24 protein-coding genes and 1 pseudogene are annotated in these 26975 nt (G+C 63.9%); 9 read left to right on the top strand and 16 right to left on the bottom strand.

Going from position 1 to position 26975, the window contains the following annotated elements:
- The first annotated feature begins 261 nt into the window (after positions 1–261).
- A complete protein-coding gene (locus tag M1D87_RS10920; protein WP_015269950.1) occupies positions 262–1635 on the top strand; it encodes an MFS transporter in 1374 nt (457 codons plus the stop codon).
- A gap of 206 nt (positions 1636–1841) precedes the next feature.
- On the opposite strand, the gene M1D87_RS10915 is transcribed toward M1D87_RS10920, so the two are convergent.
- From M1D87_RS10915 to M1D87_RS10895, 5 genes are all read right to left on the bottom strand, one after another.
- The gene (locus M1D87_RS10915; protein WP_023661575.1) at positions 1842–3254 is read right to left on the bottom strand and encodes a DOPA decarboxylase; all 1413 of its coding nucleotides are present in this window, start codon (positions 3252–3254) and stop codon (positions 1842–1844) included.
- 180 nt (positions 3255–3434) lie between these two features.
- On the bottom strand, positions 3435–4379 hold the full coding sequence (locus tag M1D87_RS10910) for a LysR family transcriptional regulator (protein ID WP_123084950.1): 945 nt from the start codon (positions 4377–4379) through the stop codon (positions 3435–3437).
- A gap of 139 nt (positions 4380–4518) precedes the next feature.
- Positions 4519–5229 (bottom strand): YebC/PmpR family DNA-binding transcriptional regulator, encoded by a 711-nt coding sequence (locus tag M1D87_RS10905; protein WP_123084949.1) that lies wholly within the window; start codon positions 5227–5229, stop codon positions 4519–4521.
- Between the two features lie 97 nt (positions 5230–5326).
- Positions 5327–6718 (bottom strand): FAD-dependent oxidoreductase, encoded by a 1392-nt coding sequence (locus M1D87_RS10900; protein WP_123084948.1) that lies wholly within the window; start codon positions 6716–6718, stop codon positions 5327–5329.
- A gap of 15 nt (positions 6719–6733) precedes the next feature.
- A complete protein-coding gene (locus M1D87_RS10895) occupies positions 6734–8050 on the bottom strand; it encodes an MFS transporter (RefSeq protein WP_039613364.1) in 1317 nt (438 codons plus the stop codon).
- Between the two features lie 243 nt (positions 8051–8293).
- Here M1D87_RS10895 and M1D87_RS10890 point away from each other — a divergent pair, with 243 nt between their 5' ends.
- Positions 8294–9163 carry a LysR substrate-binding domain-containing protein gene (locus M1D87_RS10890; protein ID WP_013972053.1) on the top strand — a complete coding sequence of 290 codons (870 nt, stop codon included), beginning with the start codon at positions 8294–8296 and terminating at the stop codon, positions 9161–9163.
- 142 nt (positions 9164–9305) lie between these two features.
- Positions 9306–9677, top strand: coding sequence for a DUF2784 domain-containing protein (locus M1D87_RS10885; RefSeq protein ID WP_003259276.1), 372 nt, complete (start codon positions 9306–9308; stop codon positions 9675–9677).
- Here M1D87_RS10885 and tam read toward each other — a convergent pair.
- Positions 9667–10443: a trans-aconitate 2-methyltransferase gene (gene tam, locus M1D87_RS10880; protein ID WP_123084947.1), complete on the bottom strand. Its 777-nt coding sequence runs from the start codon at positions 10441–10443 to the stop codon at positions 9667–9669. The two genes, M1D87_RS10885 and tam, sit on opposite strands and share 11 nt — an antisense overlap.
- Positions 10444–10572: 129 nt before the next feature.
- Complete coding sequence (locus M1D87_RS10875) at positions 10573–11982, bottom strand: amino acid permease (protein WP_013972050.1); 1410 nt, start codon at positions 11980–11982, stop codon at positions 10573–10575.
- A 322-nt stretch (positions 11983–12304) separates the two neighbouring features.
- Here M1D87_RS10875 and M1D87_RS10870 point away from each other — a divergent pair, with 322 nt between their 5' ends.
- Positions 12305–13729, top strand: coding sequence for an aminotransferase-like domain-containing protein (locus M1D87_RS10870; RefSeq protein ID WP_039613366.1), 1425 nt, complete (start codon positions 12305–12307; stop codon positions 13727–13729).
- A 343-nt stretch (positions 13730–14072) separates the two neighbouring features.
- On the opposite strand, the gene M1D87_RS10865 is transcribed toward M1D87_RS10870, so the two are convergent.
- Genes M1D87_RS10865 through M1D87_RS10855 form a run of 3 tightly spaced genes read right to left on the bottom strand, consistent with a single transcriptional unit; the run spans position 14073 to position 17671 of the window.
- Positions 14073–15095, bottom strand: a complete 1023-nt coding sequence (locus M1D87_RS10865) for a histone deacetylase family protein (protein WP_013972048.1) — start codon at positions 15093–15095, stop codon at positions 14073–14075.
- Entirely contained in the window at positions 15095–16336 is a 1242-nt protein-coding gene (locus tag M1D87_RS10860; RefSeq protein WP_123084669.1) for a Zn-dependent hydrolase, read from the bottom strand. The genes M1D87_RS10865 and M1D87_RS10860 overlap by 1 nt, the downstream gene beginning before the upstream one ends.
- A 30-nt stretch (positions 16337–16366) precedes the next feature.
- Complete coding sequence (locus M1D87_RS10855; protein WP_123084670.1) at positions 16367–17671, bottom strand: MFS transporter; 1305 nt, start codon at positions 17669–17671, stop codon at positions 16367–16369.
- A gap of 291 nt (positions 17672–17962) precedes the next feature.
- Between M1D87_RS10855 and M1D87_RS10850 the strand changes: the two genes are divergently transcribed.
- Complete coding sequence (locus M1D87_RS10850; RefSeq protein ID WP_123084671.1) at positions 17963–18871, top strand: LysR family transcriptional regulator; 909 nt, start codon at positions 17963–17965, stop codon at positions 18869–18871.
- Between the two features lie 88 nt (positions 18872–18959).
- Positions 18960–19355, top strand: coding sequence for a hypothetical protein (locus M1D87_RS10845; RefSeq protein ID WP_023662326.1), 396 nt, complete (start codon positions 18960–18962; stop codon positions 19353–19355).
- A gap of 39 nt (positions 19356–19394) precedes the next feature.
- Here the strand turns inward: M1D87_RS10845 and M1D87_RS10840 are convergent, their stop codons facing one another.
- The 5 genes and pseudogenes from M1D87_RS10840 to M1D87_RS10820 all read right to left on the bottom strand — a co-directional run.
- A complete protein-coding gene (locus tag M1D87_RS10840; RefSeq protein ID WP_003259987.1) occupies positions 19395–19676 on the bottom strand; it encodes a type II toxin-antitoxin system RelE family toxin in 282 nt (93 codons plus the stop codon).
- The gene (locus M1D87_RS10835) at positions 19666–19911 is read right to left on the bottom strand and encodes a type II toxin-antitoxin system Phd/YefM family antitoxin (protein ID WP_013972043.1); all 246 of its coding nucleotides are present in this window, start codon (positions 19909–19911) and stop codon (positions 19666–19668) included. The genes M1D87_RS10840 and M1D87_RS10835 overlap by 11 nt, the downstream gene beginning before the upstream one ends.
- Before the next feature lie 243 nt (positions 19912–20154).
- Positions 20155–21261: an alkene reductase gene (locus tag M1D87_RS10830; protein WP_123084672.1), complete on the bottom strand. Its 1107-nt coding sequence runs from the start codon at positions 21259–21261 to the stop codon at positions 20155–20157.
- A gap of 30 nt (positions 21262–21291) precedes the next feature.
- Positions 21292–22485: an MFS transporter gene (locus M1D87_RS10825; RefSeq protein WP_123084673.1), complete on the bottom strand. Its 1194-nt coding sequence runs from the start codon at positions 22483–22485 to the stop codon at positions 21292–21294.
- 332 nt (positions 22486–22817) lie between these two features.
- Positions 22818–23615: pseudogene (locus tag M1D87_RS10820) on the bottom strand (IS256 family transposase); the annotation flags it as partial.
- A 213-nt stretch (positions 23616–23828) separates the two neighbouring features.
- Here M1D87_RS10820 and M1D87_RS10815 point away from each other — a divergent pair.
- The 3 genes from M1D87_RS10815 (at position 23829) to M1D87_RS10805 (ending at position 26178) form a co-directional block, all read left to right on the top strand.
- A complete protein-coding gene (locus M1D87_RS10815) occupies positions 23829–24815 on the top strand; it encodes a zinc-binding dehydrogenase (RefSeq protein WP_123084674.1) in 987 nt (328 codons plus the stop codon).
- Between the two features lie 107 nt (positions 24816–24922).
- A complete protein-coding gene (locus M1D87_RS10810) occupies positions 24923–25465 on the top strand; it encodes a WYL domain-containing protein (RefSeq protein WP_123084675.1) in 543 nt (180 codons plus the stop codon).
- A 233-nt stretch (positions 25466–25698) separates the two neighbouring features.
- Positions 25699–26178 carry an REP-associated tyrosine transposase gene (locus M1D87_RS10805; protein ID WP_061550929.1) on the top strand — a complete coding sequence of 160 codons (480 nt, stop codon included), beginning with the start codon at positions 25699–25701 and terminating at the stop codon, positions 26176–26178.
- 42 nt (positions 26179–26220) lie between these two features.
- Here the strand turns inward: M1D87_RS10805 and M1D87_RS10800 are convergent, their stop codons facing one another.
- Positions 26221–26943, bottom strand: a complete 723-nt coding sequence (locus M1D87_RS10800) for a hypothetical protein (protein ID WP_123084676.1) — start codon at positions 26941–26943, stop codon at positions 26221–26223.
- Positions 26944–26975: the final 32 nt, after the last annotated feature.

The following is a 26975-nucleotide window of genomic DNA, read 5'->3' as shown; positions in this document are numbered from 1 at the left end:
GCGACAGGGTCAGACCTGGAAAATCAGGACCACAGTTCCTGGCACGATCGATTATTCGCAGGTAAAGTCGTCGCTTCAATCTCTTTGTACGGAATGGTTAGTTTTGCGTTCGATTATCGAACAAAACCGGTTTTAGCGAATTGCCAGCCCACTGGCCCGTGGTCAACATGAACCACAGACGCAGGCACACCGACCCTCGCCTCCTGCCTTGGCGAATCTCCGGCGGAACCTGTGCAAACAACAATAACAACGGAGACAACGATGGCTCACTCCAGCTCTCAAGCCAAGAAAGCGACTGCCAGTGGATGGATAGGCTCGGCACTCGAGTACTACGACTTCTTCATCTACGCCCAGGCTGCTGCGCTGATTTTCCCGCAGATCTTCTTCCCCAACACCGACCCGAAAATGGCCATCATTGCCTCGCTGGCCACCTACGGCGTGGGTTACCTGGCGCGCCCGGTCGGCGCCTTCGTGCTGGGCCACTGGGGTGACACCCGCGGCCGCAAGAACGTACTGCTGCTGTGCATGTTCCTGATGGGCCTGTCGACCATGGCCGTTGGCCTGCTGCCCACCTACCACGACATCGGCCTGCTCGCCCCGGCGTTGCTGGTGGTGCTGCGCCTGGTCCAGGGCTTTGCCGTGGCCGGGGAAATCTCCGGAGCCAGTTCCATGATCATGGAGCACGCACCGTTCGGTCGACGGGGCTACTACGCCAGTTTCACCTTGCAAGGCGTGCAGGCTGGCCAGGTGCTGGCGGCGGCAGTGTTCCTGCCACTGGCCTACTTCATGCCTAGCGAAGCCTTCAACGACTGGGGCTGGCGCATTCCGTTCCTGCTGAGCGCCTTCGTGCTGATCGCCGGCTTCATCATCCGTAAGGAAGTGCACGAAACCCCGGCGTTCGTGAAGGAAGAGAAGCAGGACAAGGTCGCCAAGTCGCCGATCAGCGAGGCCTTCCGCCACAGCTGGAAGCACATGGTGCTGGTGATGTTCATGGCCTTGATGAACGTGATCCCGGTGGTCGCCACCATCTTCGGTGCGGCCTACGCGGTGCAGCCGGCCTATGGCATCGGCTTCGACAAAAGCGTGTACCTGTGGATTCCGGTAGTCGGCAACATCGTCGCGGTGCTGGTGATTCCGTTTGTCGGCAACCTGTCCGACAAGATCGGCCGTCGCCCGACCATGATCGCCGGTTGCCTGGGCTCTGGCCTGCTGGCCTTCGTCTACCTGTATGCGATCAGCATCCAGAACGTACCGCTGGCGTTCGCCTCTTCCATCGTGATGTGGGGCATGGTGTACCAGGGTTACAACGCGGTGTTCCCAAGCTTCTACCCAGAGCTGTTCCACACCCGCTACCGTGTTTCGGCCATGGCCATCGCGCAGAACATCGGCACCATGCTGACCGCCATGCTGCCGGCGCTGTTCGCCCTGGTTGCCCCGCCTGGTTCGGACAACATCCCATTGGTGGTTGGTAGCCTGGCGTTCTTCATCACCTGCGTGTGTGCTTTGGCAGCCTACATTGCACCGGAAACCCATCGCCTGGCGATGGAAGACCTGGGTAACCCCGATGCCAAGCCGATGGACAAGACCGCGTATGAAGCTAGCCGTAAAGGGAGCTTTCAGGCAGTGAGCCACTGACAGATTGCAGGGGGCTGCTCCGCAGCCCTTTCGCCGGCAAGCCAGCTCCCACCTTGACCGCATAGGCTTCAAGCCTTGTGCGATCCTTGTGGGAGCCCTTTCGCGGGCAAGCCCGCTCCTACAGGTACCGTGTCAGCTTGAGCCTTGATGCGATCCTGTGGGAGCGGGCTTGCCCGCGAATGGGCCGCAACGCGGCCCCGGCAGTTTCAGCCCTTGACCACTTCCTGCAAGCGCGCCCAGAGCTGTTCGACATGCTCCCGCTCGGTCGGCAATGCGCCAATGGACACCCGCACCATCCACCGCCCATCCAGCGTCGCCGGCGTCACATAGGCATCCCCGGACGCATTCAGCCGTTCGGCCCAGCCCTTGGTATGCGCATCCAGCGCCTCCCCTTCCAGCCCCGCAGGCCGATGGCGAATGCACAACGTCTGCAACTGCACCGGCGCCAGCACCTCCCACTCCGCCGCCGCGCCGATTTGCCCGGCCAGCCACTGGGCATTGTCCAGGTCACGCCGCAGCCGCGCCTGCAACGCCTCGACCCCCTCGCTGCGCAGCATGAACCACAGCTTCAATGCGCGGAACCGGCGGCCCAGCGGGATACCCCAGTCACGCAGGTTCTTCACCTCGCCGTCCACCGCCGACTGCAGGTAGCTGGGGTTGGTGCTCATCACTCGGATCAGGTGCTGTGGGTCGCGCACGTAGTAGATCGAGCAATCGAAGGCCACGCCCAGCCACTTGTGCGCGTTGACCACCAGCGAATCGGCCAGCTCGATGCCGTCCCACATCCAGCGGCATTCCGGCAGGATCATCGCCGAGCCGGCCATGGCCGAGTCCACATGCAGCCACAGGCCATGGGCCTGGGCGATCTCGCCGATCGGCCGCAGTGGGTCGAGGGCCGTGGTGGCGGTGGTGCCGGTGGTCGCGACCACCGCGCAAGGCTGGTTGCCAGCGGCCAGATCCTGCTCGATCGCAACCTGCAGGGCCTCCGGGCGCAGAGCGTAGCGTTCGTCGGTCGGGATCAGGCGTATGTTGTCGCGGCCAAAACCGGCCAGCAATGCGGCTTTGTCCACCGAGCTGTGGGCATGGGCGCTGACATAGACGATCAGCGGCTTGGCCTGGGCTTGCAGGCCGCCGCGTACCAGTGCGTAGTCGCTGGCGCGTTCCCGTGCGCAGATCAGCGCCACCAGGGTGCTGGTGGATGCGGTGTCCTGGATCACCCCGCTCCATTGGCCAGACAGGCCGAGTAGCTGACGCAGCCAGTCGAGGGTGGTTTCCTCCAGCTCGCTCAGGGCCGGGCTGGACTGCCAGGAAAGGCCCAGCACGCCCAGGCCAGTGCTGAGGAAGTCACCGAGGACCGACGACAGGGTGCCATTGGAGGGGAAGTAGCCGTAGAAGTCCGGGTGCTGCCAATGGGACAGGCCGGGCATGACCAACTGGTTGACGTCGTCGAGGATCGCTGCGAAAGGTTCGCCTTGCCGGGGGGCCTGAGCAGGCAACGCAGCCTTGAGATAGCCGGGCTCGACCTGGGCCATGACCGGGCGCTCGCCGACGGATTGGCGGTAGTCGGCTATCAGGTCGATCAGTTGGTGGCCGTATTGGCGGAATTGTTCGGGGGTCACCTGGGTTCTCCTGTGGGTGGTTCGCCGCCTGTACCGGCCTCTTCGCGGGTAAACCCGCTCCCACAAGCGATGCAGCACCTGTGGGAGCGGGTTTACCCGCGAAGAGGCCGGTACAGGCAACACAATGCCCCAGTCTAGGCACCTATCCCGAAGTGAATAACCCCGCCTCGCGCATACCTGCTATGGCAAACCCGCATGCCCACCCTGCACACCGAACTGCGACTGGCGCCACAACTCGAACACCCGGTTGCGCAACCAGCGGTGTTCGGCCGAGGCCTGCAGGCGCTGGTGCCACACCACCCAGTAGCGCTGGCTGTGGTCGATGAAACCCAGCGGCCGCCAGGCCAGGTCATGCAGGCGGCACAGCTGCCGGGCGATGTGCTCGGGCACGGTGGCCAGCGCCTGGCTGTTGGCAATCACCTGCACGGTGGCCGAGAAGAACGGCACTTCCAGGCTGACCCGCCGTTGCAGGCCCTGGGCGCGCAAGTGGCGGTCGATGAAGCTGTCCTTGTCGCCTCCACCGGAAATACGCACATGCTTGTGGCCCAGGTAGTCGGCCTGGCTGAGCGCGCCGCGGGCGGCCAGCGGGTGGTCGTGGCGCATCAGACACACTGCCCGGTCCTCGCCCAACAGCCGACCGTGCAGGTTGGGTGGCGACTCGTCGAACAACGTGGTGGCCAGGTCGATCTCGCCGCTGGCCAGCAAGGCGTACTGGCCGGCCTGCCAGGTGCGGTACTCCAGCGCTACACCCGGCGCTTCGCGCTCCAGCGCCGCCACCAGCAGCGGCAGCATGTGCTCGGCCACATAGTCCGACGCGGCCAGACAGAAGCGCCGCTCGCAACGCGCCGGGTCGAACACCGCGGGCTGGCGCAGGGCGTGCAGCTCCTCGAGGACCTGGCGCAGGGGTTCGACCAGGGCTTCGGCGTGTTCGCTGAGCACGTAACCGCGGCCCTGGCGTACCAGCAAGGGGTCGTCGAAGGCTTCGCGCAAATGGGCCAGCTGGCGGCTGAGGGCGGACTGGCTGACGCCCATGCGCTCGGCGGCGTGGCTGAGGTTCTTCAGCTGCAGCAGGTGGTCGAGGGTGCGCAGGTGGGCGAGGCTGAGGGAGGCGAAAGCGGGGTTCATCGGGGTTCGGCTCCAGACCGCTGGCGAGGGCTTTGCCCTCGTTTCGCGACACAAGGCCGCTCCTACATGGGTTCATGCGTTCCCCTGTAGGAGCGGCCTTGTGTCGCGATGGGCCGCAAAGCGGCCCCAGAGAAGCAGATCAGTCAGTCAGACCAACATAAACGTTCTGCACGTCATCGTTCTCGTCGATGGCTTCGAGGAACGCTTCCACCTCGGCCAGCGCCTCGGCACTCAGGGTTGCCGCGCTCACCGGGTTCTTCGGGGTGTAGCCGATCTTCGCCGAGGTCACGGTGAAGCCGTGCTCCGGCAGGGCCTTCTGCACGGCGTCCAGGTCGGTGGTGTCGGTGATGAACAGGGTCGAACCCTCTTCGTCGCCGTCTTCAAAGTCCTGGGCACCGGCTTCGATGGCCGCCATTTCCGGGTCGGCGTCGCCGATCGGGGTGGCTTCGATCAGGCCGACATGGTTGAAGTCCCAGGCCACCGAACCGCTGGCACCCAGCTGGCCCTTGCGGAACAGCACGCGGATCTGCGCGACGGTGCGGTTGACGTTGTCAGTCAGGCACTCGACGATCAGCGGCACCTGATGCGGGGCGAAACCTTCGTAGCTTACCGCCGAGTACTGCACGGCATCGCCGTCCAGGCCCGCGCCCTTGCGGATTGCGCGCTCCAGGGTCTCGCGGGTCATCGAGGCCTTCTTGGCCTGCTCGATGGCCAGGCGCAGGCGTGGGTTCATGTCCGGGTCGGCGCCGGACTTGGCGGCGATCTGGATCTCTTTGGACAGCTTGCCCATGATCTTGCCTTTGGCGTTGGCCGCGGCTTCTTTATGTTTGGCTTTCCACTGTGCGCCCATGTCGACTCTCTTGTTTCAGCGGCCGGTTCAGGAAGCGACCGGCCAAAAGTGGGTGCAGTTTATACGCCCTCTGGCCTGTATTCGACAAGAAATCTCATCAGCCTTTATCGGCTTTGCCCGCCGCCGCCGCGAACCGCGCCAACCGCACATCCAGCCTCCGCGGCCGCTGCCCACGGTCCTCTGCCCGCTCCTTGCGGCGGATGGCATTGCGCACCATCAGCGAGCCCAGGTAGCGAATCGGCTCGGGCGGGAACAGCCCCAGCGGCCCCTTGACCAGCGGCGAACGGGTCCATGGGTTGTCCAGCCCCAGCGCCAGCGACGACAGAATCTGCCCGCCCATGTGGCACGGCCCGACGCCGCTGCCGGAGTAACCAAAGCCGTAGAACACGTTGCCCTGCCCGTTCAGCCGGCCAAAAAACGGCAAACCGGTCACCGAGCGGTCGGACGGCCCGTTCCAGCTGGCCGCCAGCGGCACTTGCGCCAGCGCCGGGAAGAACCCGCCCAGGCTTTCACGCAGCAGCGGCCGGTACGGCGACGGCTGGTCGAACACCGGCAGCATGCGCCCGCCATAGGCGAAGGTATTGCCGCCCTTGCCGAGCATCAGCCGACCATCGGAGGTGTTGTGGTAGTAATGCACGAAAATCCGCGAATCGAGCACGCTGATGCCACTGTCCAGGCCGATCTGGTGCAGCAGCTCAGGGCAAGGTTCGGTGATCACCATGTCGCTGGAAACAATCGCCACGCTGCGCTCGAACTGCGGGAAAGCCCGCGCCATCCAGGCATTCAGGCCCAATACCACGCGGTCGGCGCGCACCGTGCCATGGGCCGTGCGCACCTGCACCGGGGCGCCGTGCTCCAGGCCGGTCATGGCGGTGCCCTCATGGATGCGCACGCCACGCTGCAAGGCCACCCGGCGCAGGCCGCGCACCAGTTTGCCCGGCTGCACCGTGGCCGCGGCCGGCGAGAACCAGCCTTCCAGGTGCCGCGCCGAACCCGCCAGGCGCTGCACCTGCGGCAGCGGCAGGCGGCGAAACGAATTGATCCCCTTTTGCTCCAGCGCGGCGATCACCGCGTCGGTGGCGCCGACCTGCGCAGCGTTGGTGGCGGTGTACAGCGTGCCATCCAGGCGGTAGTCGCAGTCGATGCCATTGGCCGCGCAGAACGCGCCGATCTCACCGATGCTGCGCTCCGACTCACGCACCAGGCGCACCGCCTCGGCCACCCCGAACAACCGCTCGAGGGTGAAGTACTTGGCCGACCACGACAACGCACAGCCACCATTGCGACCACTGGCACCGGCACCGCAGATATCGGCCTCGATCAGCACGATATCCAGGGCCGGCACCGCTTCCTTGAGCATCAGCGCGGTCCACAGGCCGGTATAGCCGCCACCGACGATGCACACATCGCAACGGGCATCGCCTTGCAGCGGCGGGCACGCCGCCTCTTGCGCCGAATCCAGGGCCTGTTGCAGCCAGAAGGGTCTCATTCGCTCGCTTTCCTTTCAGGTACGCAGTGGCTTGATTGCCATGCTGGTATTCGGTGCCACGTCGGTGCTTTGCGCAGCGCTGGCCGGGCGGCTGTTCCAGTGCGGCAGCAGCACCAGCGCCGAGAACAGCGCGCAGCCGGCAAACACGATGAACACCGTGACGCCATCGAAGTACCCCGGCAGCAGCCCGCCCAGCACCGCCCCCACCGAGCCGCAGCCGTTGACGAAGCCTGCTGCGGTGGCACCGGCCTTGGCGGTGCCGAAGTCGATGGCCGCGGCACCGCTGATCATCGAATCCGGCCCGTACAGGGTCAGGCCCATGACGAACAGCAGGGCCACCACCAGGATCACGCTGCCGGTGTGCATGGCCGCCATGAATGCCGCCAGTGCCACGGTCAGCAGCACCAGGCTGATGACACAGGCCGGCATGCGCCGGGCGCCGAACAGCTTGTCGGAGGCCAGGCCGATGATGATCGGGCCGAGCAGCCCGGCCAGCTCGAAGGCTGTCGGGATGATCGCTGCCCCCACCTTGCCCACCGAGGGCATCTGCTCGAAGACGATCACCGGCCCCCACAGCAGGATGGCGTAGCGCGCCGGTTTCAACAGGAAGTACGCCAGCCCCAGGGTCAGCACCGTGCGGTTGCGCATGATCTCCTTCAGTGGCGCCCACACGCTGCACAGGTTGCCGGCCGGGGCCATGCTCTGCGGCTCGGGCTCCACCGCCGGCAGGCCGACGTCTTCAGGCTTGTTGCGCTGCAGGAAGAAGAACAGCACGGCCACCAGTGCCACCACCGCAGCACTGGAGAAGAACGCCGCGTGCCAGGTACCGACCAGGGTGTAGGCCCACCAGCCGGCGAACGGCGAGGCCACCAGGCCGCCGAAGGCATAGCAGGAACTCCACAGGCCCAGCACCCGCCCACGCTGCGACGCCGGGAAGAAGCTGCCGATGTTCTTGCACAACCCGGCCCAGCCGGTGGATTGCGCCAGGCCCTGCACCAGCATGCAGGTGGCGAAGATCGGGAATGTGGCGTAACTGCCCATCACCACCGCCGCAGCAGCAGAAATCAGCAGGCCGCCGAGCACCACCACGCGTGGGCCAAAGCGGTCGGCAAGCATGCCCCAGGTGAACTGGCCCACGGCGTAGGCGGCCAGGTAGATGGCGTCGAGGTTGGCCATGGCGGCCTTGTCGAGCATGAAGTCGGGGTCTTCACCGATGCCCAGCTTGGCCACCGAGAAGGCCTTGCGGGTGAAGTAGAAGGCGGCGTAGGCCAGCCAGGTAATGGCGAAAATCTGGATACGCCAGCGTTTGAACGCGGCTAGGGATTGGTTCATGTAAGTCTGACCTCTTGCTTGAGTGTGCCGGCAGAATGTGAAGAAACGCCTGTCTTGTTCTTGTGTTACGCACAGCGATGACGAGGCTGTCATCGGGTCAGATGGCGCCGTTTGGGTGCCATGGCCCTAGCGGCACTTGTGGTGCCAGCGTCGGGCTGACATGCATGGAAACAGTTGCGCTAAGATAAATAAAATCGATTTATCGTATTTCACACATAAGCCCAGCTTGTTACTGAGGTCGTCATGTCGGTTTCCCACGCACAACTCAAGGCCTTCCACGCCGTGGCGGTGCACGGCAGCTTTACCCGCGCCGCCGAAAAGCTGTTTCTTACCCAGCCTGCGGTGTCGGACCAGGTGCGCAAACTGGAGGAGCGCTTCGGCGTCTTGCTGTTCCACCGCAACAAGCGTTCGGTGCAGCTCACCGACCTCGGCGAACGCCTGCTGGGCATCAGCCAGCGCCTGTTCGCCTGCGAGGCCGAGGCCCATGAACTGCTGCAGGATTCGCGTGCGCTGCACACCGGCAGCCTGGTGCTGGCGGTGGACGCGCCGGTGCACGTGCTGCCGCAGATCGCCCGCTTCTGCCAGCGCTACCCGGGCATCCAGGTAAAGATCGAGACCGGCAACACCGACGAGTCGCTGGCCCGGCTGTTCAGCTACCAGGCCGACCTGGCCCTGCTGGGGCGGGACGTCGACGATGAGCGGCTGCACTGCCTGCCGCTGCGCCGCGACCCGATGGTGGCGTTTGTCTCGCACCAGCACCCCTGGGCCAGCCGCGGCGCGATCAGCCTGGCGGATCTGGACGATACGCCGCTGGTACTGCGCGAGCCCGGGTCGGTGACGCGGCAGACGCTGGAAGAAGAAATGCAACGGGCCGGGCTGCGGATTCGCCCCGCGATCCAGGTGGAAGGCCGGGAAGCGGCGCGGGAAGCGGTGGTGGTGGGGATTGGTGTGGGGGTGGTGTCGGCGGCGGAGTTTGGTGCGGATGCGCGGGTGTGCGCGTTGCCGATCGTCGATTGCCAGCGGCACCTGACCGAGACACTGGTGTGCCTGAGCGAGCAGCGCACGCGGCGGGTGGTGGCGACCTTCCTGCAGATGGTGGAGGAAGGGTTGTAAGCCTGTGCCGGCCCTTTCGCAGCACAAGGCTGCTCCTACAGGATTATCGCACTCCCCCTGTAGGAGCAGCCTTGTGCTGCGAAGAGGCCGGTACAGGCAACCCAACTATGCTGGGATAACCTCAACCCTCGGCACACAACCCATGCTCTACCGCCTTGCCGCCGACACCCTGGTCCTGTTGCACCTGCTCTTCATCCTGCTGGTGCTGTTCGGCGGCCTGCTGGTGCTGCGCTGGCGCCCTGCCCTGCTGCTGCACCTGCCGGCGCTGGCCTGGGGCCTGGCGGTGGAATGCCTGCACCTGGGCTGCCCGCTGACCACCTGGGAAAACCGCATGCGCAGCGCGGCTGGTGATGCGGGCTACCAGGGCGGCTTCGTCGAACACTATATCTGGCCGTTGATCTACCCCGCCGGGCTGACACCGCACATCCAGCTGCTGCTGGGCACTTTCGTGCTGCTGCTCAACCTCGGCGTCTACGGTTACGTGGCCTGGCGCTGGCGCCGCCCTAGCGGGTAGCGATCACGAACAGCCGCGGGAACGGCAACAGCACCTTGCCATCGGTGGCCGGCGGGTAGTCGCGCTGCATCGCTTGCAGGTACATCTGCAGGAAATCCGCCTGCTCCTGCTCCTCCAACCGCCCCAGGTACGGTCGCAAGGCCGAACCCTTGAACCATTCCACCACGGCTTCGGCACCGCCGGCCAAAGGGTGATGATAGGTGGTACGCCACACATCCACCCGCGCGCACAACGGGCTGAGCAGATCGTAATAGAACGCCGCGTTGTGCCGTGGCGGCAGCTGGAAATCAGCGAACTTCGCCGCCCAGGGGCCCTGGCTGGCGATTTCGCGCAGTTGCCGGTGGGCCGGCTCATCGAGGTTGTCCGGGGTCTGCACGGCCAGGCTGGCACCTTCGCTCAGCTGGCGCACCAGGTGCGGGTACAGCGAGGCGTGGTCGGGAACCCACTGTAACGAAGCATTGGCCAGGATCAGGTCCTGCGGCTCGGGGGCGGACCAGCCGGCAATGTCAGCGATGACTGTGCGCACGCGGGGGATGCACAGCCGTTTGCGCTCGCGGGCCTTGTCGATCATGTCCGGGTCGCTGTCCAGGGCCGTCACCTGGGCATCCGGGTAACGTTGCAGCAGCACCTCGGTGGAATTGCCAGGGCCACAGCCCAGGTCGGTGGCGTGGCGTACCGGGCGTGCCGGTACAGCGGCCAGCAGGTCACGCACCGCGCGGGTACGCTCGTCTTCGAATTGCGAATACTGGGTGGCGGACCAGGCCATGTGAAGCTCCTTTGGGCGGGCAATGTGTTCAGCATATGCCATGTAACAGGCGGCCATATACCCCTGGCCCAATAACGCAAAACGGCCGGGTCCCCGAGGGAGCCGGCCGTTTCGAGAAGCGAGTGACGCTTAGTGCTGCTTGCCAGTACGGATCTGGTGCACTACACCCATCGCCACCACGATTGCCGCGGCGATACCGGTGGAGATCACCAGGATCTGGTAGTCAGGCATGAAGGCCATGGTTACCAGGGCGGCCACGATGAACGCGATTACCAGGTAGGTCAGCCATGGGAACAGCCACATCTTCAGGCGTACTTCCTTGCCTTCGGCAACCAGCTTGCGGCGCATGCGCAGCTGCGAGAAAGCAATCACCAGGTACACCAGCAGGGCGATCATGCCGGTGGTGTTCATCAGGGTTTCCAGCACGTCTTTCGGGCGCAGGGTCTCGCTGAAGTTGATCAGCGCACACACCACGGCCACGGCGCACGAACCCATGATCGCGTACACCGGTACACCGGTGCCGGCGCGGGTGATCTTGAAGAACGACGGCGCGTCGCCACGCTGGGCCAGGGAGAACAGCATGCGCGAAGCGGTGTAGTGGCCCGAGATCAGGCAGCTGCTCACCGAGGTCAGCACCACGAAGTTCATCAGCAGCTCGGCATATGGCACGCCCAACAGCTCCAGGGTGCGGCGGTAGGCGCCATAGCCGGAAACGCCCAGGTGCGGATCGTTCCACGGTACCAGGCAGACGATCAGGAAGATCGAACCCACGTAGAACAGGCACACACGCCAGACCACCGAGTTGGTCGCCTTGACGATCTGCGCAGCCGGGTCCTTGGCTTCGGAAGCGGCGATGGTGACGATTTCCGCACCGAGGAAGGCGAACATCACCCCGAGCAAGGCACCGATCACTGTAGTGATGCCATTGGGCATGAAGCCTTCGGCGGTGAGGTGGCTGATGCCACGCACTTCACCGAACTGCCAGATGTTCAGCACGGCAGCGGTGCACACGATCAGGAAGCAGACAATCGCGATCACCTTGATCAAGGCGAACCAGAACTCGAACTCACCGTAGTGCTTGACGTTGAAGAAGTTGACGGTGATCAGCAACAGGGTCGTGGCCAGCACGAACACGTTGACGCTGACGTCGGGGAAGAAACCATGCAGGATCTTGCCCGCCACATAAGCTTCCCAGGCCATGAGGATGACCCAGTACCACCAGTACAGCCAGCCGATGGTGAAACCGGCCCAACGGCCGATGGCGCGATCGGCGTAGGTGGAGAACGAACCGGTGTCTGGCGAGGAAGTCGCCATTTCACCCAGCATGCGCATGATCAGTACCACCAGGATGCCGCCTGCCAGGTAGGCCAGCACAGCAGCTGGGCCGGCGCTGTGAATCACGCTGCCGGAACCGACGAACAAGGCGCCGCCGATAACCCCGGCGATCGACATCATCGTCAGGTGGCGCGACTTGAGCGAGGCACTGAGCTTGCTCTCATGCCCGCTTTTCGCGGTGGTGGTTGTGGATGTTGCGTCCATCAGTTGTGTACCCCGTGCTTCTTTTTATCCAAGGAAAACTGTGAAACCCCGATGGCTGGCGGTTTCACGTACATCAGTGCTAATGCGCGCAGGATGGTGTGAGCGAACACACGCAGGCCTTCCATGGCGGCCTGCTGACGCGCCCCAGGGCAGGCGCCTGGAGCGAACTGAACATGCTTTAGGTGGCGATATCTGACACCTAATGTAAAAATGTCCGACGCAGAGAGCCATGCACAGTGGCATGAAACTCGCACTGCACTGTACAGGTCGCCCTTGCAATACACCTTGCAAACGCCGGGCGATACGCAACCTGAAGGCCCAAATGTTCGAATTACATCCAGACTCCTCGACCCCGCTGGTGAACCAGATCATCGACGGGCTGCGCGAGCTGATCGACAACCAGACCCTCAAGCCAGGCGCCAAGGTCCCCTCGATCCGCGCCTTTGCCGCGAGCTATTCGGTGAGTACCTTCACCGTGGTCGAGGCCTACGACCGTCTGGTCGCCCAGGGCCTGCTGGTGAGCCGGGGCAATGCGGGGTTCTTCGTCAACCGCGCGGCGGGCGAATTGCTCGACCCGCACAACGCCGAGGCCGACACCAGTCGACCAACGTTCAACTCCGAGTGGTACCTGCAGCAGATCTTCGAAATCCGCCAATTGCCGTTCAAGCCCGGGTGCGGCTGGCTGCCTAACGACTGGATGTATGAAGACGGCCTGCGCCGCGGCCTGCGCCAGGTGGCCGGCAGCCCGCTGGAGCTGTCGGGCTACGGCGACCCCATGGGCCTGATGGAGCTGCGTGCACTGACCGCACAGAACCTGCAGCAGGAACTGTCGATCGTTGCCAACCCGGCGCAGCTGATGCTTACCCATGGCGCCAGCCAGGCCCTGGACCTGGCCGCGCGCACCCTGGTGCGCCCGGGCGACGTGGTGCTGGTGGACGACCCCGGTTACCCCAACCTGATGAGCATCCTGCGTACCCAGGGCGCGACCCTGGTCGGCGTGCCGCGCACACCGGCCGGCTACGACCTGAACCAGCTGGAACAGTTGCTCACCCATCACCGCCCCACTGCGTTCTTCACCCAGCCGCACCTGCACAGCCCGACCTGCTCGCGCACGCCGCTGCCGCAGCTGCACCGCCTGCTGCAACTGGCCAGTCAGCACGGTTTCCGCCTGGTGGAGAATAACCTGTATGCCGACATGGTCGCCGAACCGCAGCCGTGCCTGGCCAGCCTCGACCACCTGCAGCAGGTGGTGTACGTGGGCAGCTACTCCAAGAGCATTTCGCCCAATGTGCGGGTCGGCTACATGCTGGCCAACCCCGAGCTGATGCAGAAGCTGCTGCACCTGAAGATGCGCTCTGGCCTGACCACCTCGCAGGTGATGGAGCGCGTGGTGTATGCCGCGATCATCGACGGGCGTTGGCGCAAGCACCTCAAGCGCCTGCGCCAGCGTTTGGCCGAGGCGCACCAGGAAGTTGGCCGGCATCTGCATCGGTTGGGCTTCGAGCTGTTCATCGAGTCGGATGAAGGGATGTATATCTGGACCCGCCACCCGGCGATTCCAGACAGTGCGGCGTTGCTGGATGATGCGCTGGAGAAAGGCATCATGCTCGGGCCTGGGCAGTTGTTCATGGTCGATGCCAAAGCGACCGGGTGGATGCGGTTCAACGTGGCGTTCAGTACCGAGCCGGCGATGTGGGAGTTGCTGGAGAAGGTGTTGGTGAAGCATGTGCGGCGGGGTGGGATGTAACGGATTGCGGGGTGTTCGCCACAACACTTTCAGCGCCTGAGAGATCGAGCGCCGCCCGCGCGGCGCTTCGCAGCACAAGGCTGCTCCTACATCTGTTTCGGGCCAGTCACTCCTGTGAGGTCACCTCTGCCCGCCTTGTTTGTTCCATTCGATATCGAAGGTTGCTTTGCTGCTTTTCATCCATCTCCAGTCATGCACCAAGGCTGCAACCCACCAGGCACAGGAATAATTGGCCTGAAACAGATGTAGGAGCAGCCTTGTGCTGCGAAGCGCCGCGCGGGCGGCGCTCGATCTCATAGGCGCTGAAACTGTCATGGCAAGCACCTGTCAGCCCCGCCCCTCCTTATCGCCAGTCCGCCTTGTCGGCAAAAAACGCCTGCGCATTCGCCTCCAGGCTCTCCAGGTGATACCCCCCTTCCTGCACGATCAGGCACGGCAAGCGCATCGCCCGAATCCGCTCGCCCAATACCGCAAACCCTTCAGTCGTCACCGCCACCTTGCTCTGCGGGTCGAGTTCGTAGATATCGAACCCCAGCGACAACACCAGCACCTCGGCGCCAAAGTCCTTCACCGCCGCCAGCGCGATCTCCAGCTGGCCCATGAAGTCCGCTTCGCTAGCCCCATGCGCCATCGGCAAGTTGAGGTTGTACCCCTCCCCCGCACCGCTGCCACGCTCGTCCGCGAACCCGGCCACACCCGGGTAGAAATTGGTGGGGTCGCCATGCACCGACACATACAGCACATCCCGGCGGTCGTAGAAGATTTCCTGAATCCCCTGCCCGTGGTGCATGTCGGTATCGAGGATGGCCACGCGGCTGTAGCGGCTGCGCAAGGCCTGGGCAGCGACAGCGGCGTTGTTTATGTAGCAGAAACCACCGGCCGCATCGAAGCGCGCATGGTGGCCTGGCGGCCGACACAGGGCATAGGCCGCCGGCTCGCCGTCGAGAATGGCCTTAGCACCAGCCACTGCGCTTTGCGCAGACCAATAGGCCGAGCGCCAGGTGTGTTCGCCTACAGGGCAGCTGCCGTCAGCCAGGTAGCGCCCAGCCTGGGCGAGGATGCCGCGCAAGGCGTTGGGTTCACGCACGAAGATGTTGGACATGACCTCGTCGCCCCAGTCCTCGGGCACTTCCTTCCAGCGCGCATGGGCCTCTTCGAGGAAGGCCAGGTAGGCCTCGCCATGCACTGCCTTGAGCGGTTCGAGGCCGGCGTCCTCAGGCTGACGGATGTCGAAGCCCAGATCCTTGGCCGCCTGCAGCAGGCGCTGGGCACGCTCGGGGACTTCCTGCGGGGTGCGCATGGCGCCGCGCGAGTAATAGCTGCGTGGGTGGTGCAGCAGTTGTTCGGGGTGGAAGTAACAACGCATCAGGCATCTCCCTGTTCGATACGGCCCGCGCGGGCCAGCACGGCATTGAGCAGTACATCGGCGCCCTGGCGGGCGTCGTCGGGCAACACGTCTTCGGCTTCGTTGTGGCTCAGGCCGCCGACACAGGGAATGAACACCATGGCGGTCGGGCAGTAGCGGGCCAGCAGGATGGCGTCGTGGCCGGCGCCGCTGACGATCGACTGCTGGGCATAGCCGAGGCCATCCACCGCCTGCTGCACGGCGGCTACGCAATCGGCATCGAATGGCGTGGCCGGGCTTATCCAGTGGCGCTCGATACGCACCTGCAACCCGCGCTGATTGGCGATGGCTTGCAGCTTCAACGTCAGCTCGCGTTCCATCGCCTCGATGGCTTCATCCCGGTGATGACGCAGGTCGACGGTGAACTGCAGCAGCCCCGGAATGGTGTTGCGCGAGGACTTGGCAATGGACAGTTCACCCACCGTGGTCAGGCCTTCAGGGGCAAAATCGGCAGCCAGTTGCTCGACCGCCTGGATCATCCGTGCGGTGCCGAACAGGGCATCCTTGCGCAGTGGCATCGGCGTGGTACCGGCGTGCGCGGCCATGCCTTCGACCGTGACGTCGAGCCATCGGATAGCCTGCCCGCCGCTGACCACGCCGATGGCCTTGGCGTTGTCTTCAAGGATCGGGCCTTGCTCGATGTGGGCCTCGAAATAGGCATCGACCCGGCCACCCAGCGGGCGCCGGCCGGCGTAACCGGTGCGCTGCAGTTCGTCGGCGACGCTGATGCCATCGGCATCGCGAATGGCCAGCGCTTCGTCCAGCGCCAGGGTACCGGTGAACACCGCCGAACCAAACATGGCCGGGGTGAAGCGGGCGCCCTCCTCGTTGGTCCATACGGCGATTTCCAGCGGCTTGCGCGTCTGGATGTTCAGGTCATTGAGCCGGCGCACCACTTCAAGGCCTGCCAGCACACCGTAGACGCCATCGAAACGGCCGCCCTCAGGTTGGGTGTCGAGGTGGCTGCCCATCATCACTGGCGCTGCATCGGGGTCGCTGCCAGCGCGGCGGGCGAACAGGTTGCCGATGGCATCCACAGTCAGCGTCAGGCCGGCTTCGCGGCACCAGTGGCTGAACAGTTCACGGCCAGCCTTGTCCTCGTCGCTCAGGGCCAGGCGGCAGCTGCCGCCACGGGCGGTAGCGCCGATTTCGGCCATGGCCATCAGGCTCGCCCACAGGCGTTCGCCATTGCTTTTCAACATGTGCGGGTACTCCAGAAAAAAGCGGTTCGATCAGGCCAGTTCCAGGCGCTGGCTGCGGGCGTACTGGCGCGCCAGGGCGAGCACGCAGACCAGCGAGATGGTGGCGATCAGGGTGTAGAACACCGCCATCGGCCACCATTGGCCGGTGAAGGTGTGGGCCAGCCACGTACCGATCAGCGGGGTCAGGCCGCCCGCGATGGCGCCGCAGATCTGGTAGGCCAGGGAAATGGCGGTGTAGCGCACGCGGGTGTCGAACATGCCGCTGACATAGCCGGCGATCACCGCGTAGAACGACGCCATGCACGCGGCTGCCAGGGCGATGCCGAGTACGATCAACGGGCCCTGGCCCGAGCTGACCAGCATGAACATCGGGTAAGGCGAGGCCATCGCCAGCAACGCGACCAGGGCCAGGAAGCGGGTGGCGCCGATTTTTTCCGATAGCCAGGCGGCCAACGGCTGCACGCAGAACTGGATGATCGCCACGAAGAACAGGCATTCCAGGATCAAGGAGCGCTCCAGGTGCAATTGCGTGGTGGTGTAGCTGATCATGAAGGTGTTGGTGAAGTAGACCCCGGCAATACCCAGGGTATTGGCACCGATGCACAGCAACAGCGGGCGCCAGGCCGTGCGCAGCACTTCGAATACCGGGGCCTGCTCCTTGCGCCGGGCCTTTTCCGCCTGCTCGCGGCTGGCGATGAACTCGGGCGACTCATTCACCCCCAGGCGAATCGCCAGGCCCACCAGCAGCAACAGCGCGCTGGCCAGGAACGGCACGCGCCAGCCCCAGTTCATCAGGTCTTCTTCCGGCAGGCGGGTGACCGCGCCGAAGGCCAGCAGCGACAGGATCAGGCCCGCCGGGCTGCCCAGTTGGGCGAACGAGGCAAAGAAGTTGCGCCGGCCCTTGGGTGCATGTTCACCGGCCATCAGCACCGCCCCGCCCCACTCGCCGCCCACGGCAATGCCCTGGACGATGCGCAGCAGGATCAGCAGTACCGGCGCGGTGGCGCCGATTTGTGCGTAGGTCGGCAGCAGGCCGATGCCCACGGTGACGATGCCCATCATCAGCAAGGTGATGACCAGCGACTTCTTGCGGCCGATACGGTCGCCCACGTGGCCAAAGACTATGCCACCCAGCGGCCGGGCGAAGAAGCCGACGGCGAAGGTGCCGAACGCGGCCATGGTGCTGAACAGGCTGTTGTCGGAGGGGAAAAACAGCGCGCCGAACACCAGGGCGGCGGCGGTGGCGTAGATGTAGAAGTCGTACCACTCGATCATGGTACCGATGAACGCGGCGGCGGCGGCACGGCGTGGCTGGGGGGAAGCGGTGGGCTTCATGGGGGCTCCTTTGCTTGTTTTTCTGGCAGGAGTTGTCAGGGGCACGGGGGCGCTCTTGCGGCGCTTGGCCTGTTGGTCTGGTGTCAGCTTCTTCGCGGGTAAACCCGCTCCCACAGGGCTTGCACAAGGTCTGCAAGCGCTGCAGTACCTGTGGGAGCGGGTTTACCCGCGAAGAAGCCAACATCGATTCGGCAGGCCTCGATATCTGCGATTTATCGGCCCGGGGCTATGATTAGTCAATTTTCTATTTATTATTCGAAATATTAGCCCTGCTTATTATCGAGCCCTGCCATGCCCGACCGTCTGCTCAACGACCGCCTCGACTGGAACCTGCTGCGCACCTTCCGGGTCATCGGCCAGGAGCTGTCCATCAGCCGCGCGGCCGCCCGCCTGCACCTCACCCAACCGGCAGTGAGCCAGGCGCTCAAGCGCCTTGAAGAACAGCTTGGCCGCCAACTGATCGCCCGCCGCGGGCCGCGCTTCGTGCTGACGGAAATGGGCGAGCAGCTGTTCCAGCTGGCTGGCGAGGTCTATGGGCAGATGTCGCAGATCGGCGGCTTGCTGGAGCAGCCGGCGGACGAACTGGTGGGCAAGGTACGCCTGCTGATGATCAGCCGTATCGTCAACGAACACTTCGACGACTTCCTCGCCGACTTCCACCGCCAGCACCCGCGGGTGGAGCTGGAGATCGACGTGATGCGCAGCTCCGACATCGTTGCCGCCCTGCAGGAGAAAACCGCCACGGCGGGCCTCAGCCTTAACCGGCGTGCGCAGCCACGGCTGGAGCAACGGTTGTTCCTGCGCCAGCGCTATGCGTTCTTCTGTGGCAAGCACCACGCATTATTTGGCCAGGACGAGGGCAATCTGCAGCGCGAGAACTTCGTCAGTTTCACCAGTGACCAGATTGGCGGCATGCTGTCGCCACTGACCATTTTCCGCGACCAGCAGGGGTTTGCCGGGCGGATCGTGGCCTCGTCACCAAGCCTTGAGGAGGTACGCCGGCTGGTGATTGCCGGGTTTGGCATAGGTTGCCTGCCCGAGCATGTGGTAGCGCCAGATGTAGACGCCGGGTTGCTGTGGAAGCTGCCGCCGCAGGAAGGGATTGCCGATGTGGATATCCACCTGTTGTGGAACAGGGAGCAGCGCTTCAGCCGCGCGGAAGAGGTGTTTATCGAGGCGTTGCAGCACAGCCTTGACTGAACGCAGAGCTGGGGTCGACGAGCACTGGACACGATAGTGGCCAATTAGTAGCATCCAGACCAACTGAACATTACGGACAATCTCAGTCATGGATCGAGCTACCGGGGTCATTCGACGCCCTATTCATCACCCCATCCGCCCCTTGATCACTTGGGAAGAAGCATGGAAGGGGCCCGACGAGGGCTTGATCCGCTGCTGGGAGATTGGCCGTGAGCGGGCTCTGGCCCAGCCAGAACTTGCCCGGCACTGCGCCGATGGCGCACTCCCGGTGCTAGGTTGGAAAGGTGGCCATGATCGCGCATTGAAGAAACCGATGAAGTACGGTTCGTTCAAGTACCTGGCGCAATGGCAGGGCCTTCGCGGCGAGGATCTGTTCATCGATACGCGAACAGAGCTCACCCTGACCTGTAATCACACCGGCATGCTGACAACGTTCACACCGGACCAGGAAAAATACGCCAACGCTGTGATGCTGATGGAATAGCAACGAGGAACAGAGGGATGGCTACACCGTTGATGATGTTTACCGCTTCTGAGCGGATCGATACACCTCGCTACGCTCGCGTTTGCCAACCGATACCACCACTACAACGATCCGCTCGTCCTCGACTCGATAGACGAGGCGATATCCAGAGGCCTTGAGCTTGATTTTGTAGTGGTTCGGCAGGTCACGCAGCGCGTCGGCCTGTACCTTGGGTGACTGCAGGCGCTCGGCGAGTTTTTTCTTGATCTGTTCGCGCACGGTGTGGCCTAGCTTGCCCCACTCTTTCAGTGCCGAAGGCAGGAATTCGAGTTTATAGGTCATCCAGGGATACCGGTACGCCTTTTTCACCCAACCTCGACTTGGCCAGTTCGCTCAATTCGAGATCTTCCAAGCGTTCCATCATGGCCTCGTACAGTTCGGCCGGCACCATGTAACCCATCACGCGGTTGTGATTGAGCACGGCGACGGGCATACCCGCAGCACCGGTCATCACCGCGGATGGGTTCTTTTTCAGTTCCGACACGCTTACGGCCACGTCAGCGAATATGTTTTGCATGTTTTCACCCTCAATAGAGAGCCATATTTTGGTCCATATATAGGACACAAACAAGTCGTCAATGCTCAAGCACAGAGGTGAGACACGACAGGCGAAATGCCGTGTTTGGGGGAGATCGCCCAGCCCTTTGAATCCACCACGGCGCATGGCACCGGCTGCGCCGGTGTTCGCGGCTAAAGCCGCTCCCACAGGGTCCCTGCTAACTCAATGAGTCATTTGCAGTTCCATGAGGAGCGATCGGGGTCAGGCTGTTGCCAGTGCCGGGTAGTCGGTCAGGCCATGGGCATCACCACCGAACAGCGTGGCCCGTTCGTGCTCGGCCAGGGGCGCATTCAGCTTCAGCCGCGCCGGCAGGTCCGGGTTGGCCACGAAGGGCCGGCCGAAGCCGACCAGGTCAGCCCAGCCCTCCTCCAGCGCGCGCCGTGCGCGTTCGCCGGTGTATTTGCCGGCATACACCATCACCCCGGGGAACACCGCCCGCAGCTGTTGCTTGAAGTCCACCGGCATGTCCGGCGCGTCATCCCAGTCTGCTTCGGCAATGTGCAGGTAGCCGATACCGATGTCGCCCAGGCGCTTGGCCGCTGCGGTATAGGTGGTGACCGGGTCGGCGTCGACACAGCCATTGAGCGTGGTCAGCGGCGCCAGGCGTACGCCTACGCGCTGGGCGTCGCCGGTGCCTTCGACCAGCGCACGGGTGACCAGGTCGAGGAAACGCAGGCGGTTTTCCAGCGAACCGCCGAAGCGGTCGGTGCGGTCGTTGGCGCCGGAATCGAGGAACTGGTTGACCAGGTAACCGTTGGCCGCGTGCAACTCGACACCATCAAAACCGGCGGCCATGGCGTTGCGCGCAGCCTGGCGGTATTGCTCGATGATCTCGGCAATTTCCGCTTCGCTCAACGCGCGCGGCTTGGAAGCCTGGACAAAGCCTGGCGTGCCGTCGGCATTGTCGATGAACACATTCACGCCTTCGGCCTGCATCGCCGAGGACGACACCGGTGCCTGGCCACCAAGCAGGCTGCTGTGGCTGAGGCGGCCGACGTGCCAGAGCTGGGCGAACATGCGCCCGCCCGCGGCATGCACAGCCTCGGTGACCAGGCGCCAGCCGTCGATCTGCGCCTGGGTGTGGATACCCGGGGTGCGGGCGTAACCCTTGCCCAGTGGCGAGATCCAGGTGCCTTCACTGACGATCAGCCCGGCACTGGCGCGTTGTGCGTAGTACTCGGCCATCAGCGCGGTCGGTACATCGCCAGGCTGGGCAGCGCGGGAGCGGGTCATCGGCGGCATCAGCACGCGGTTGGGCAGGTTAAGGGCGCCGAATTGCAGGGGTTGGAACAGTGGATCTTGAGCCATTGCGAGCATCTCCGTAAGGCGAATCGGGGGTCAGGCGCGGCTGACGACAGGTTGTGGCTGGGCAGGTACGCGGCGGTCGAGGCGGCCGCTGTACAGGGTCAGGGCCAAGGCACCGAGGGTGACCAACGCGGCAATCCATGGGGTGTGGCCGAGGCCGAGCTGTTGCACCACCTGGGCACCGCCCCAGGAGCCCCCGGCCACACCCAGATTGAAGGCGGCGATGTTGAAACCGGCCGCCACGTCGACTGCGTCGGGGGCGACCTTTTCCGCCTGCTGCACCACGTACACCTGCAGGCCCGGCACATTGCCGAAGGCCACCGCGCCCCAGGCCAGTACGGTGATTACCACCAGTACCGGATGCGGTGCGGTGAAGGTCAGCGCCAGCAGCACCACGGCCAGCAGCAGGAAGATGATCGACAATGCCTTGACCGGGCCTTTGCGGTCGGCCAGGCGGCCGCCCCAGATGTTGCCCAGGGCAACTGAAACGCCGTAGGCGAGCAGCACCAGGGCGACGCTGTTGGCGCCGAAGCCGGCGATGTCCTGCAGGATCGGGGCAAGGAAGGTAAAGGCGATCAGCGAGCCGCCGTAACCCACGGCAGTCATGGCATACACCAGCAGCAGGCGTGGTTGCAGCATCACCCGCAGTTGGCGCAGCAGCGGTGCCGGCTGGCTGTGCTCGATGCGCTTGGGCACGAACAGCAGTGCGCCGAGCAGCGCTACCAGGCCGAAGGCAGCCACCACCAGGAAGGTCACGCGCCAGCCAAAGTGCTGGCCGATGAAGGTACCCAGCGGGATACCGGTGACGAAGGCCACGGTCATGCCACTGAACATGGTGGCGATGGCGCTGGCGGCTTTTTCTTTCGGCACCAGGCTGGTGGCGATGATCGAGCCCACCGAGAAGAACACCCCGTGGGCCAGGCCGGTGAGGATGCGCGCCATGATCAGCGATTCGTAGCTGGGCGCCTGCCAGGCCACCAGGTTACCGGCGGTGAACAGCGCCATCAGGCCGACCAGCAGCAGCTTGCGCGGGACGCGGCCGGTCATGGCGGTGAGCAAGGGCGCGCCGATGGCGACGCTGAGGGCGTAAAGGCTTACCAGCAGGCCGGCCGAAGGCAGTGTCACTGCCAGGTCATTGGCGATGGTCGGGATGAGGCCGACGATCACGAACTCCGTGGTGCCGATGGCGAAAGCCGCCAGGGTCAGGGCTAACAAGGCGAGAGGCATTTGAGAATCACCTGTGGAAGGTTGGGATGGGTGGATTCTCGGGGGGACGTGGGGATGGGAAAAAGATGGGCGCGGGACAATGAGTTTTGATCTGGAAGCAAAGGTTGCGATTGGGCTGTTGCGAAAGGGTCAATCTTTTGTGTTGCCTGACAGACGCATTCGCGGGCACGCCCGCTCCCACAGGTACGGCGCTGCACTTGAAAGTACGCTGTACCTGTGGGGCGCGCGTGCCCGCGAATGGAGGGCGAAGCCCTGCCCGAATGGCACGCTGGAAGTGTCAGATTTTTTGTGTGCGGGCCGGTAACGGCCTGCCGTCAGGCAGGCCCTGATTTTCACCAGGTCGGCCTGATGAACCGATCTCCGTACAAGATCGCGAATTGATTCATCGCACTTTTCCAATCATGAGCCGCTGAGCCCCAGTTTGCCGTGATTTTTCGCAGCCCCAGCCAGATCAGCTTGGTAGCTGCGTCATCGGTCAGGAAATGGCCTCGGGTCTTGATGATCTTGCGCAGCTGGGCATTGATACTCTCGATGGCGTTGGTGGTGTAGATCACTTTCCGGATGGCTGGCGGGAAGACAAAGAAGGGAATCACTCGATCCCAGGCGCGCCTCCAGGCCGCAACGACCGTTGGATACTGCTTGCCCCAGGGCCCGTTTTCAAACTCATCGAGTGCCTGCTCAGCCGCTTCGGCGTTGATGGCCTGGTAGATCGGCTTGAGCGCCGTGGCCAGTGCCCGCCGCTTGTCCCAGGCTGCAAAGTCCAGGCTGTTGCGGATCAGGTGCACGATGCACGCCTGCAGGGTCGTCTCTGGAAACACTGCGCTGAGGGCCTCTGGCATGCCTTTAAGCCCATCGGTCACGGCAATCAGCACATCCTCGACACCACGCGTCTTGAGATCGTTGAACACCTTCATCCAGAACTTCGCACCTTCGGTGTTCTCGATCCAGATGCCCAAGATATCGCGCGTCCCGTCGGGTAGAACGCCCAGCGCAAGGTAAATGGCCTTGTTGCGCACCAGGCCTTCTTCGCGGATCTTCACCCGCAGTGCATCAAAGAAAATGACCGGGTACATGGGCTCCAGCGGCCGCTGCTGCCATGCGCCAATTTCTTTCATGACCTCGTCTGTCAGCAGTTCGGTGAGGGTTTGATGACCGCAGAAGCTATCGAGGATGCCTCTGCGGCGTTCAAAAAGGCCCTGTGGGAGCTGGCTTGCCTGCGATGGGCTGCACAGCGGCCCCGCTTTTTGTCCTCCAGTCAAAACACCTTGCCCTCACCGCACCTTTTTCCCCCGCCCGATCCCCGCTAGCCTGCCGCCCACACCCGTCTCGAAAGGACCCGCACCATGCCAACCGATCATCAAGCCTGGGCCTGGACCCCGAACGCCGGCCTCGACGGCCTGCAACTGCTGCGTAAACCCGTGCCACAACCCGGCCCCGGTGAGGTGCTGGTGGCCAACCGCGCCATTGCCCTCAACCCGGTGGACTGGAAAATCTGCGAGTGGGGCCACCCGGCCTGGCAACAGGGCACGGTCCCGGGCGTGGATGGCGCCGGTGTGGTAGTCGCGGTTGGCGCAGGCGTCGACATGCCGTTGGGCAGCCGCGTCGCCTACCACCAATCGCTGGCGCGTGACGGCAGTTTTGCCGAGCACTGCCTGCTCGATGCAAGCCTGGTCATGCATATCCCCAGCGCGCTCAGCGACACAGCCGCGGCCACCGTGCCCTGCCCCGCCCTGACCGCCTGGCAGGCCTTGGCCAAGGTACCCGAAGGTGCCAGCCGCGACGTGCTGGTGATCGGCGCCGGTGGCGCGGTGGGCTTCTACCTCGCGCAGCTGGCCACGCAGCGTGGCCTGCGCGTGTGGGCCAGTGCCGGCCAACACCACCACGCCTCGCTCAAGGCCCTCGGTGTGAGCGGGGTGTTCGACTACCACGACGCCTACTGGCAGAGCCAACTGCAGGCCGCTTTGGGCGAGCGCCCGCTGCATGCCCTGTTCGACACCGTCAGCGGCGCCCATGCCGGCAGCCTGGCCCACCTGCTCGGCTACAACGGCCACCTCGTGTGCATCCAGGACCGCCAGGAAACCGCACCAACGCCCGCTTTCAGCACGGCGATCTCGCTGCATGAAGTGGCGCTCAACAGCATTCATGCCTACGGCCAATTGGCAGACCGCCAAGCCCTGCGCGTGGCCGGTGAAAAATTGCTGCAGGCCATTGCCGATGGTCGCCTGATCGCGCCACAGCGCCGCGAGTTCACCTTCTCTGCTTTGCCACAGGCTCTGCGGCAGCTGAAAGAGGGCCAAGGCACAGGCAAATGGGTGACGCGCCTGGACTGAACGCCAAATGCGAGAACTTGGATCCCATTCTGCTACAAGGTATGCTGAGCAATAGCTAAACGCCACTACTTAGGCAGGCTTCGTGCCTGCCTTCAAGGACGAGCCCTTTGCCCAGCCACCCTACCCGCCACACCATCGCCCGCCAGTGGCAGCTGCTCAAGCTGCTGCCAGGCCGTCACCCGGGGATGAGTTCCACCCAGTTGCAGGCCGCCCTGACCACCATTGGCTATATCACCAGCAAACGCACGGTCGAACGCGACCTGGTCGAACTCGCGGCACTGTTCCCGCTGCAGTGCAACAGCAAAGGCATGCCCTACGGCTGGTACTGGCAAGCGGGCCTGAGCCCTGGCGAAGCGCAACAGCTGCAGCCCGATGCGCTCTCACCTGCGGAACAGATCGAGTTGCACGCCTGGGTCGATGATGCCCTTGCCCGGCGCCTTGAGGCGTCGCCACTGTCGGCACATATGCAACTGACGCTGCAGGCGGAAGGTGGTGCCACCCTGGTAGCTACCGTCGACGACAACCGCTCGCTGATGGGCTGGCTGCTGTCCCAGGCCGGCTCGATCCGCGTGCAGGCGCCGCAGGCATTGCGACAGGCCATGCTCGTGCAGTTGCGCCAGAGCCTGGCGCTGCACGAGGGTGGTTGTTGACCGGCAAGAACACCACCCCCGGGGCGACTCACTGACCTGTAGGAGCAGCCTTGTGCTGCTAAGAGGCCGGTACTGACCAAAAATGTGTATCGCTCGTACCGGCCTCTTCGCAGCACAAGGCTGCTCCTACAAATGTGTATGACTGAAAAAACGGGTAACGATCTGCCAACGTCGGTAGCGTCTGGGATCTTTATTGTAGGTATCCCACACGGAACGGATGCGAGGAAGATTACATGGATCGTGCTGAGGCCAACCGGCTACGTCGGGGGCGTTTTTCAGAGCCTGGCAGGCTGTACCTGCTGACCACTGTCACCCATGCACGCAAGCCACTGTTTCAGGATCTTCGCACAGCTCGCCTGGTCATCAGGGAGCTGAGGCAGTCGGAACGGCTTGGCGCTTGCCGCTCACTCGCCTGGGTGCTGATGCCTGACCACTTGCATTGGCTGGTGGAGCTGCGTGTCGTCACATTAAGTAGCCTGATGCGACAGTTCAAATCGCGATCTGGTACGGCATTGTGCAAGGCGGGCGTGAGCCCGGGCCCAGTCTGGCAACGCGGGTTTCATGACCGAGCGCTGCGCCAGGAAGATGATGTGCGCAAGGTAGCCCGATACATCGTTGCCAATCCTCTGCGGGCTGGCCTGGTAGCAGAGATTGGCGATTATCCACACTGGGACGCAGTATGGCTCACTGACAGCCTGCACAACTCCTTGTAGGAGCAGCCTTGTGCTGCGAAGAGGCCGGTACAGGTGAGGCGTTCAGTGCGGGTTACGGCGCGACAGGCAGGCATACCCCAGGCCCAGCACGCTGGCCGCCAATACGCCCAGCAGCACCATCAGCTCGCGGCTGTAACGGGCTACCCAGGCCGGGAAACCGATGACCTCGCGGTAAACCTGTATGTCAGCCTTGCCATCGGCGTGACTGATGCTGACCCCGCCCTGGCGGATCTGCGAATAGTCTGCATCGAAATACACCCATACCTTGCATACACCACCCGGCTCGATGGTGGGGATATCCGCTTGCATGGTGGAGGTTTCCACGATGGTGTCATTGCCAGCTGCATCGCGCACCTGCACCAGGCCTTTGGCCGGCAGGCGGATTTTCACCTGGCGCACCTGCGCATCACCACGGTTGCGCAGCTCGATGAGCAGACCGGTACGGTGGTCGACCAGCCCGGCCTCGAAGGGCTTGGCGAACAGCTGGGCATACGGCGCCTGGGCCATTTCGATCAGCCGCTCGACCTGATCGTGGCTCAGCCCGCCCTCGCTGATGGCATTGATACGCCCCTGCAACTGCTCGTACTTGAGCTGTTCGCTGGCTTTGGTGATGCGTTCGCTGAACTGGCTGGGATAGGTGAGGTAGGCATAGGTCAGCGATGCCTCCAGGCGCGGGTTGCCCCTGAGCAACCCATAGGCGGCCAGCAGGACCATCAGGCCAAGCAGCACGGCTACGAGGAGTTTCCCCACCTTGTCCCAGCTCAATGCGAACTTCCTTCTGTCGTGATACAGAGATT

It is taken from the genome of Pseudomonas sp. SA233, from assembly GCF_054792385.1.
This window is presented reverse-complemented; position numbering and strand designations above follow the sequence as displayed.